The 9676-nt window shown below is 64.1% G+C and carries 6 protein-coding genes; 2 read left to right on the top strand and 4 right to left on the bottom strand.

Annotation, left to right across the window (positions count from 1 at the left end; translation table 11 throughout):
• Positions 1 to 304: 304 nt before the first annotated feature.
• Together A5780_RS16560 and istB are read left to right on the top strand one after the other, a co-directional pair.
• Positions 305 to 1657, top strand: a complete 1353-nt coding sequence (locus tag A5780_RS16560) for a DDE-type integrase/transposase/recombinase (protein ID WP_064908888.1) — start codon at positions 305 to 307, stop codon at positions 1655 to 1657.
• Positions 1654 to 2505: an IS21-like element helper ATPase IstB gene (istB, locus tag A5780_RS16555; protein WP_064908887.1), complete on the top strand. Its 852-nt coding sequence runs from the start codon at positions 1654 to 1656 to the stop codon at positions 2503 to 2505. The genes A5780_RS16560 and istB overlap by 4 nt, the downstream gene beginning before the upstream one ends.
• Positions 2506 to 2936: 431 nt before the next feature.
• Here the strand turns inward: istB and A5780_RS16550 are convergent, their stop codons facing one another.
• The 4 genes from A5780_RS16550 to A5780_RS16535 all read right to left on the bottom strand — a co-directional run.
• Positions 2937 to 6020 (bottom strand): type I restriction endonuclease subunit R, encoded by a 3084-nt coding sequence (locus tag A5780_RS16550; protein ID WP_064908886.1) that lies wholly within the window; start codon positions 6018 to 6020, stop codon positions 2937 to 2939.
• Between the two features lie 4 nt (positions 6021 to 6024).
• Positions 6025 to 7161 carry a restriction endonuclease subunit S gene (locus A5780_RS16545; RefSeq protein WP_082976512.1) on the bottom strand — a complete coding sequence of 379 codons (1137 nt, stop codon included), beginning with the start codon at positions 7159 to 7161 and terminating at the stop codon, positions 6025 to 6027.
• The gene (locus A5780_RS16540; protein WP_064908885.1) at positions 7154 to 8728 is read right to left on the bottom strand and encodes a type I restriction-modification system subunit M; all 1575 of its coding nucleotides are present in this window, start codon (positions 8726 to 8728) and stop codon (positions 7154 to 7156) included. The genes A5780_RS16545 and A5780_RS16540 overlap by 8 nt, the downstream gene beginning before the upstream one ends.
• A gap of 584 nt (positions 8729 to 9312) precedes the next feature.
• On the bottom strand, positions 9313 to 9676 hold a 364-nt coding region (locus A5780_RS16535; protein WP_156769523.1), incomplete at its 5' end, for an integrase core domain-containing protein.

Raw genomic sequence — 9676 nt, 5'->3', positions numbered from 1 at the left:
CGGCGGCACCTGCCAGACAAAGCAGCCGCCGCCCGGCACCGCGCCGGGAAAATCTGTTCCCATGTTCACAGTGCCCCCGGCGGGGCACTGTGAACATGGTAACGGGCCTGACCTGTGATTCCCTGTAGGGCGGTTGGTCATTGAAGCCGATTACCAGTGACGGCGCTCGCTGAATTTCCCCGCTGACGCTCACCGAAATTCCCCATTTGTCCGTGTGGCTCCGCCGTGAAGGGCGGGCCTCCTCCAATGCTGGTGGTTACCACACCTGACCAGCAGATTCACCTCGGAGGAGGCCCGCTTTTCCATGTTGACACGTGAGGAAGATGTGGAAATCAGTGCCCTACGCGCCCGAGGCTGGACGATCTCCCAGATCGCCCGCCACACTGGCCGTGACCGCAAAACTGTTCGCGCCTATCTGGCCGGGGAACGCACTCCCGGCGTCCGCAAACGTCATCTGCCGGACCCGTTCGAGCCGTTTGTCGAGTATGTGACCGCCCGCCTGGCCGAGGACCCGCACCTGTGGGCGCAGACGCTGATGGACGAGCTGGAACCACTGGGTTTCCCGCTGTCGTATCAGTCGCTGACCCGCAACATCCGCGCCCGCGGACTGCGTCCGGTCTGCCAGGCGTGCCGGGCCACGACCGAACGCCCCAACGCCGTCATCGAGCACCCGCCCGGTAGTGAAACCCAGTGGGACTGGGTCGATCTGCCGAACCCGCCCGCCTCATGGGGGTGGGGTGCCAACGCGCACCTGCTCGTCGGATCCCTCGCGCATTCCGGTCGCTGGCGCGGCTACCTTGCCCCCTCGACTGATCAGCCGCACCTGATCGAGGGCCTGGACCGGGTCGCTCGCGCGTTGGGCGGGGTGACTGGGTCGTGGAGGTTCGACCGCATGTCCACGGTCTGCCACCCCGCCAGCGGTCAGATCACCGCGTCGTTCGCCGCGGTCGCCAAGTATTACGGCGTGCTGCCGGCGATCTGCCCGCCCCGGCGCGGGAACCGCAAAGGCGTGGTCGAGAAGGCCAATCACACTGCCGCGCAACGCTGGTGGCGCACACTCGCCGACGAGACGACCGTCGAGCAAGCCCAAGCCTCGCTCGACAAATTCTGCACGCTGCGCGGCGACACCCGGCTGCGGCCCACTGCCGACGGCTGCGCCAGCGTCGCGACGGTCGCGGCGTCCGAACCGTTGCGGCCGTTGCCCGCCGACCCGTATCCGGCGATGGTCGCCGAACCCCGCGTCGCGTCTCGGCAGGCGATGGTGTCCTGGCGAGGCAACCGCTACTCGGTCCCACCCGAACTCGCCTCCGCGACGGTGGTCGTCGCGCAACCGTTGCGCGGCAACCACATCGATATCGCCACCACCGCCGGGATCGTGATCGCCCGCCACGAACGCGCCGCCGACGGTCTCGGCGCCACCGTCCGCGACCACGGCCACGTCGTCGCGCTGGGCGCCGCCGCGATGGCGGCAGCGAATACCGGCCGCCCGCACCGCCGCAAGGAACGCATCCCGCCCGGCGACACCGCGCGCGCCGCCGCCGCGGCATTGCGCGCCGCCACCGACCCCACCGTCTCGACCGCCGCGGACACCGCCGGCGCGACGGTCACCGATCTGGCCGCCTACGAGCGCGCCGCCACCGCCAGGAGCCGCAAATGACCACCCCGGCCCCCAAGACCGCCACCCGCCGCACCACGAAAGCCGTCGGCGCCGACGAGACCGCGACCCGCTACCAGCAACTCCGATCACACCTGGCCACGCTCAAGCTGCACGCCGCCGCCGAAGCACTGCCGTCGGTCCTCGAAGACGCCACCGCACAGAACCTTTCGGCGACAGCGACGCTGGAGAAACTGCTGCGGATCGAGGTCGACGACACCGAAGCCCGCCGCCTGGCGGGCCGGCTGCGGTTCGCCAGCCTGCCCACCCCGGCCTCGCTCGACAACTTCGACGTCGATGCCGCGTCCGGCATCGACCGGCCGCTACTCGACGAACTCGGCACCTGCCGCTACCTGGAAACCGCCACCAACGTATTGCTGATCGGCACGCCCGGCACCGGCAAGACGCATCTGGCCACCGGTTTGGCGCGAGCAGCCGCGCATGCCGGCTACCGCACTTACTTCACCACCGCCGCCGATCTCGCGGCCCGTTGTCATCGGGCGGCGATCGAGGGCCGCTGGGCGACCACGATGCGTTTCTACGCCGGCCCAGCGCTGCTGGTCATCGACGAACTCGGCTATCTCCCCTTGCCGGCCGAAGCCGCTTCAGCGTTGTTTCAGGTTGTGTCGCAACGCTATTTGAAGACCTCGATCGTGATCACCACCAACCGCGGTGTCGGCTCCTGGGGCGAGATCCTCGGCGACAACACCGTCGCCGCCGCCCTGCTCGACCGGCTGCTGCACCGGTCGATGGTCATCAACCTCGACGGCGACTCCTACCGGCTCCGCGACCACCAAGCCACCGCGGACAACCTCCGCCGAGCCACGACCGGGAACCGGCAGCCCCTATAATCAGGACCGCTCACGGGTGGGGCATTTCGATGAGCCCGGTTGGGGAGATTCGATGAGCGCAGTCACCAGTTGTGAATTGGCGTGCGCATCTGATGCCTTGCAGGTCGTGACTTCCTCACGCAGCAGTCCCGTCACCCCCCGAACGAGCTAGCATCCGCGACGCTCAGCGGTTGGTCGCCAACCATCGCGGTGAACACCGATTGCTGGTCGGTTGGGTCGTAACGCGCGAGGTGGGCGTGGCGTGATCGGCGGCAGCAGTTAGCTTATGCGATGCCGCTGGTTCGTTGAGCGGAAGAAGTTTTGGCAATTCGGCGGCCACGAGTCCAACATCAAGCGGCACAAACTGTCCCGATACGTCGCAAATCGAACACAGCCATATCGAACGAGATCAAACCCCCCGTGAACGAAATCTCCGCCTCCATCGACCCATATCAGTCGACCAGGTAATGCGCTTCGATATAGGCGACGGTGGAGTCGTACGGTTCGCCCACTGGTTTCAACATGTACCGGCGGAAAACGGCGGCGGTCGCGCGGCGGGCCCCCCGGTTACGGGCGTCGGCGTTGTCCCACGACCGAGCGAGCGTGTTGGTAACCACCCGGTCGATCTCTTCGGCCAGGTTCCGCTCGGTGACCGTCAGCCCAGAGGGCGCATGGTCGTGGATGATTCGCGTTAGCACTCCTACGTGGTCATCGTCCAGCACGACAGCTTCGTCGGGGTGCTTCTGGGCGTTCACGATGGCGCGAGCGATTCGAAGCGCTTCGGACAAGAACTCCAGGGCGTCGTGAGAGTTCTGAATGATTCGGTCACGCAGCAGCCTGATCCGCTCGGCGAGGGCGGTGTACTTCGCAGATCCTGGTTCGACGCCCTCATCTAGTGCGGCCTTGATGTGGCGAAGGATTTCTGCTGCGGACGGCGGCGTTTTTTCCTCGCCGTCGCCCTTGCCGGGCTTGCGGCGGACAAGTGCCAGCAGTTCCTTAAGGATCGCGATGCCCTGGGCGTCCAGGACAAGGGGTTCTTCCTGGGAGGCGACCACAGAGAAGGAGTGCACGTGGCCATTGATGATCTCCAGGACCATCGGCCCCAGCTCGCCCAGCCGTTCCCTACGATCTTCGTCGGAGGACTTCTTGAGTAGGGTCGTGTAGACGGACCCGAACAGTCCAAATCCGTCCTGATACTTGGTAATCCGCTTGTCAGTATTGACGAATGGGTACAGCCGGGCCAGGAGCTGGTAGTTCTTCGTGAACACTTCGGCGGCGCCAGGATTCGCATCAAGGCAACTGTTAATAGCTCGCACGGATTCGTAGCCGTGGACCGCGAGGTCCAGGCCGTCCACGTCCGCGAGCATGTCTTCGATAGAGGCGAAGGTGGTGCGGAATTCGGCCACCAGCTCGGACACGTCGATGACGAACCCGCCGCCTCGGTCGGCCTCCGCCGGAGTAGGGTCGGCGACGGCTCGTTGGACCTCTGCGGCCAGGCCGATGTAATCCACGACGACACCGGCAGCTTTCACGAATCCGGTCGGGGACACCCACGTGCGGTTCGGGCGGGTGATCGTCTGGAACAGGCTGTGGGCCTTAAGCGGCTTGTCGAGGTACAGGACGCCCTCGTTGGGGGCGTCGAACCCGGTCATCAGCTTCGCGGTCACTACCAGGAAGCACAGCGGGTCGTCTGGCCTGAGAAACCGCCGCTTCTGTTCCTCCTCCTCATTCTCCGAAAGCCGGAATGGACGCATAGCGGGGTCTTCGTCCTTGGAGTCCGAGACGGAGATGTTCACCTCGGCAGTGATCCGGTCGTGCTTCCCGACCGCAGCGAGCACCTGTGAAGTCTCGAAGCCGGCGAGCAGCTCATTGATCTTGTCTGTGTAGGCCACGGCCAGCTCACGGTTGTAAGCGACGACCTGCGCTTTGAGGCCATTGCGGTAGGGGCCGGCCAGGTAGTGGTCCACGATGTCCTGACAGACCGCATGGATACGATCGGGGTTGGCGAACACCGAGGTGAGTCGCCCGAATTTGCGGGACAGGGTCTCGCGATCAGGATCATCGAGGTCGAACTCGTCGGCAAACCGGTCGAACTCGGTCTGCAATTCCCGGTCGTTCATCTCGAAGGAGACCGGGTGTGGGTCCAGCATGACCGGCACGGTGGCCTCGTCCAGAAGAGACCTGGACACCGAGTACCGGTGCAGTACCCTGCTTGGGTCGGTCTCCGCACCAAAGAGGCTGAAGGTGTCGGTGGCGAGGTTTCGGACGGGGGTGCCCGTCATACCGAAGAACTTCGCTCGTGGCAACGCTGCACGCATCTGCCCGGCCAGTGACTTCGACCGTGTGGACTGGGTGCGGTGTGCCTCGTCGACCATCACGATGATGTTGCTGCGAGTCGACAGGTTCTTGCCGACGTCGGCGAACTTGTGCACGGTCGTGGAGATGACGCCGCGCACGTCGTCGGCCAGCAGCGAACGCAACTCCTGGCTTGTGGTGGGCTGGTGGAAATAGGCATCCCCCATCGCCGAGGTGAATACTCCGGAGGTCTGGCGGACGAGCTGGGTCCGGTCCGACAGCAGGATGATCGTGGGCGACTCGGTGCGGGTGTCGGCCAACAGCAGGGAAGCGGCGAACACCATCAGCAGCGTCTTCCCGCTGCCTTGATGGTGCCAGATCAGGCCCTTCGACCCGTCCTCCAGGACCCGTTTGTGGATCAGGTGCGCGGCTTCCATCTGCGGGTACCGGGGCAGGTACTTCATGTCGACCCCTCCACCGGAGGTGTCGAACAAGGCGAAGTTAGCCAACATGTCCAGGACAGTGACCGGGTTCATCAACAGTTCGACCGAGCGCTGCACATCGGGCTGCCCGGACAGGTTCTCGTCGTCGGCGGTGGACCGAAACGGCTGCCACAGGTTCGTCGGTGCACCGGCAGCGCCGAACCGCAACTTCAGCCCGTCGGAGGCAACGGAAAAGACATTGGGAGTAAAAAACCACGGGTACTCGGTGGCGTACACGTTGTTGATCTCCCGCGCTGCGTCCGCCCACCCGGACTTCGCAGTCGGAGACTTCACCTCGACCACGACGAGAGGCAACCCGTTGACCCAATACACGAGGTCGAACCGACGGGAAGTCTTGCCCGGCACCGTGATCGTCACCTCGTCCGACACAACCAGCGTATTGGCTTTCGGGTCAGTCGGGTGCTCGAAGTCGATGACCCTCAACCCGTGCCACACACCGTCGGCGTTCCGGAATTCCTTAAGCCCGCGCAATATGTGCAGCACCTGCTCGTTGGCCCGGACCAGCCCGCCTTCGACAGCGTTGACCGTGGCGACGATCTCCTCGACTATGGCGTCCACGTCGAAACCGTCGATCACGGCAGGGTTGAGCCGGACGATGGCGTCCCGCAGTTGGGAGGTGATTACGGTCTGCGTCGCTTCGCGCGGCAATGTTCTACCGGCGGTGAAGGCCCACCCCAGCGGGAGGGACCACTGGACCATCCGGTTCTGGAACTCACGCTCTCGAATGCCCTTAGCCACTGCGCTAGCTCTCTGACTCCGCGGATTTGAGGTCGATAGTGCGGTCCAACAGTGCCCCTAACAGCCGCGCCCGCACAGCACGCAGCCGGTATTCCTCGGCCCGGACAGCGGCGACGGCCTCGCTCATCGTGTCGAGCTCTGCGGCGATCCGCACCTGGTCTGCGACGCTTGGGAGACGTACCGGCATACGGACTGCACGCATGGCGGTGATGTGTTTGATATTGGTGCCACCAGCGGTATCTAGGAATGTGCCTGACTCGTAGGCCCACAAACACCAATGGTTCACGAACGCCGGGACGCTGATGCCTTCGATGGCTCGATACCGCATGAGGGTCTTTTGGAAGCAGATAGGTCCGGGCAGCTCTCCACGCCACACCGCCGGCATGCCGACTGCGGACTGGCTCGCACTACCTTCGGACACAAGTACATCGCCGGGCACTAGACCGAACACCTGGCGTTCCTTGGGATCGAAGTTCATCTCCAACACGTCCGTCAGGTCGAGCGTCCCGTACCCCACGTTCGCGGAACGCAGGTACGGCGTCATATAAGGCCCGGCGGCATACTGAGGCGCCCGCTGTCTCCCCATCCGGATCTCGAACGCCTCGTCAGCACGGATTGTAGGAACGCCCTGGTCGTCAACCAGTTCGGTGCGAAGTCGCCGCAGCACCGCGTGCAACGACTCGGCTTCAGCGTCGAGTGCGGTGATCTGGTCATCGACCGCACCGATCATCTCGACGATCCGCAACTGCACCGGTAGCGGGGGCACGGCTACTCGAACTTCGTACGCCCTGCTACGCGACAGCCCGGGAACCCCAGTCTGGGTAGTAAGTTCCGTCAACTTCGCGTTGGCTAACAGGTGGTAAACGAACTCCATTCCAATCTCGGAGCGGTTTTTGATCGACACGTAGAAGGCGGTGTCGATAGGGGTGAAGTCGCTCTCGCTGAACGTGACCGTCCCCGACGAGCCCTTTCGCCCGACTACGACACCGGGCCCCTTCACCAGTGCCTGAGAGTGAAAGCCGACGATACCGTTGCTCCCGTAGACGGGAAATCCTTGGCCGTCTCGGGCGGCCTCAGGAAGTGGCTTGCCATACTCAAGGGTCAGCAGTTCACCGATTGTCACACTGCGCCAATCACTCATCGAAGCCCTCGATCGCGGCGGCAGCGAGGACTGCGAGCATGCGTTGCTCGGCCTTCTGGCGCTCTGCTCGGGCGATGTTGTAGGCGTCGATGAGCGTGCCAAGGTCTTCGGCTTCAGCCGTGGTCTGCTTGATGTAGCGACCGATGTTGAGGTCGTATTCGTTCGCCGCGATCTCCGTGGTGGGGACGAATCGTGCTGGGAGTGTGCCGTTGCCAGAGGTGCAAACAGAGTCGACATCGGAATCGAAGTTCGAGTGGTAGGTGGCCACCACATCGGCAATGTCCGTCTGGGTTAGAACGTTACGGTTCTTCGCCTTGGTGATCCGTTTGGAGGCATCGACGAACAGCACCCCGTCCTTCCGCTCCATTGCTTTCGATCCGTGTGCACGGAAGAGCAGGATCGCCGTGGGGATGCTGGTGCTGTAGAACAGGTTCGCTGGTAGGCCGATTACGGCTTCCAGAAGGTCATCGTCCAGGACGCGCTGGCGGATGGCTGCTTCCTGACCGCCTCGGAAGAGCACTCCGTGTGGCAGGACGACGCCAGCGCGTCCCTTCGTCGGGTGCATCGACGCGATCATATGCTGTACGAACGCCCAGTCTGCTGTCGACTGCGGGGCGACCCCGCCGATGGCGCGCGGGTCTTTGTTCCAGGGCTTCCACTTCAGGGAGTAAGGCGGATTGGCGAGGATTACGTCGAACTGCGCGACCGACCCGTCCGGCATCTTGAACCGCGGCTCTTTCAAGGTGTCACCGACCTCTATCTGGAACTGGGTGAGGTTGTGCATGAAAAGATTCATGCGTGCCACGCCTGCTGTGTCCAGAACAGACTCCTGCCCGTACAAGCGGAGCGTGTAACCCCGCCCGCCGTGGGCTTTCAGGAGGTTCGCAGAAGCGATGAGCATGCCGCCCGACCCGCAGGTTGGGTCGTACACTGATTCAAACCCTTTGGGATCGAGGAGTTCGACGAGCAGCTCCACGACTTCACGAGGGGTGAAGAACTGGCCGGCGCGGGTGCCGGACCCATCGGAGAACCGCTTCAGCAGGTACTCGTACGCTCCACCGAGCACGTCGTGGGACATGTTGCCCTCGTGCATCTTCGGGACGCGGTCCATCGCCCGCATGACCGCTGCCAACACCTCACTGCGCAACACCTCTTCGGAGGTCCAGGTCATGGATCCGAACAGCCGGGAGAACTTGTCGGGGTTGGCCGTCTCGATGGCTTGCAGGGAAGCACGAACCCGCTGGCCGAGACCCGGCTGGGTAATGGTGGCGAGGATCGATGACCACGAGGCGCGGCGCTCGTGGACGGTGCCCGGGTGGATATTCGGGATCTCGAACGACTGGTAGTCGCGGTACTCGATCTCGCGAGCCTCCCCGTCGGACAGGTCTTCCAAGCCCCGGTTCTCCTCCAGGAACTCCTGATGGTGATGCTCCCAGGTATCGGACAGGTACTTCCAGAACATCAGCGGGAAGACGACCGAGGAATACTGCGCTTCGGGCATCGCCACGCGCAGCTCGTCAGCGGCGTCCCACAACCGGTTCTCGATCTCCTGCTGAGTCACTGCCATCAGATGGGGTGTCCTTGCTCGTCAAAGGGTGGTGACCCGGGAAGGGCCTGGTGAGGAGTACCCCCGCACTGGGACGTGCGAAGTGAGAGTCCTCTCAGGAGGCTAACGCACGGTACCGACACTGATGATGTTTCGAAGCTTTGACTGCCGCGCATCGGCGAAAAGCTAAGCGGCGTCAGCGGATCGGGGTATTGGGAAGGATGGCTGTAGATTCGTACGACCATCGACCCTGATCTCTCACTCTCTCGAGGTCTCACAGCTTGCCCCACCGGGTGCCGGGGCGACTGTTCATCGCATGCCGCGGAGCCGGGGTTACAGCCGTCCCGCTCGTTGCGGTGTGCGGGACCCCGACTCGGAAGCACGGCTAGTGTCGCAGCACACGCGGCAGAACAGCCCCTAATCTCCCCCGCACGGTGGGTAACGGACTGGTGTGGCCCGGTGACCCGGATCGGACGCGGCGGGTTCGACTCTGCCGACCTTCGGTGCTGGGGCAGCCCCAAGCCCGCGTGGGGGACACCTGGGGAGGGGCTGTTGTCGGCTCCTACCCGGCTCCCTTTGCTCGGTTGTCGGTTCGGGCGCGCGGACTAGGTGTACTGACCTGAGAGGTTAGGAACGCGGCTGGCTGGTGGGTGTCCACCGAGTGCTGTGTGGCCGCGGTGGTGATTGTAGGTGTGGAGCCAGGTGGTGAACGCGGCGCGGCGTTCGGTTTCGGACCGGTAGGGGCGGGCGTAGGCCCATTCCTCGAGCAGGGTGCGGTTGAACCGTTCGACCTTGCCGTTGGTCTGTGGCCGGTAGGGCCGGGTTCGTTTATGCGTGATCCCGTTGCCGGCCAGCTCGGATCGCCACAGCTGGGAGATGTAGCAGGCGCCGTTGTCGGTGAGGACTCGTTTGACAGTGATCCCGTTGGCGGCGAAGTGTTTTCGTGCTCGTTGCCAGAACGCGACAGCG

The organism is Nocardia sp. 852002-20019_SCH5090214 (assembly GCF_001665865.1).
GTDB classification, from domain to species: domain Bacteria; phylum Actinomycetota; class Actinomycetes; order Mycobacteriales; family Mycobacteriaceae; genus Nocardia; species Nocardia nova.
This window is presented reverse-complemented; position numbering and strand designations above follow the sequence as displayed.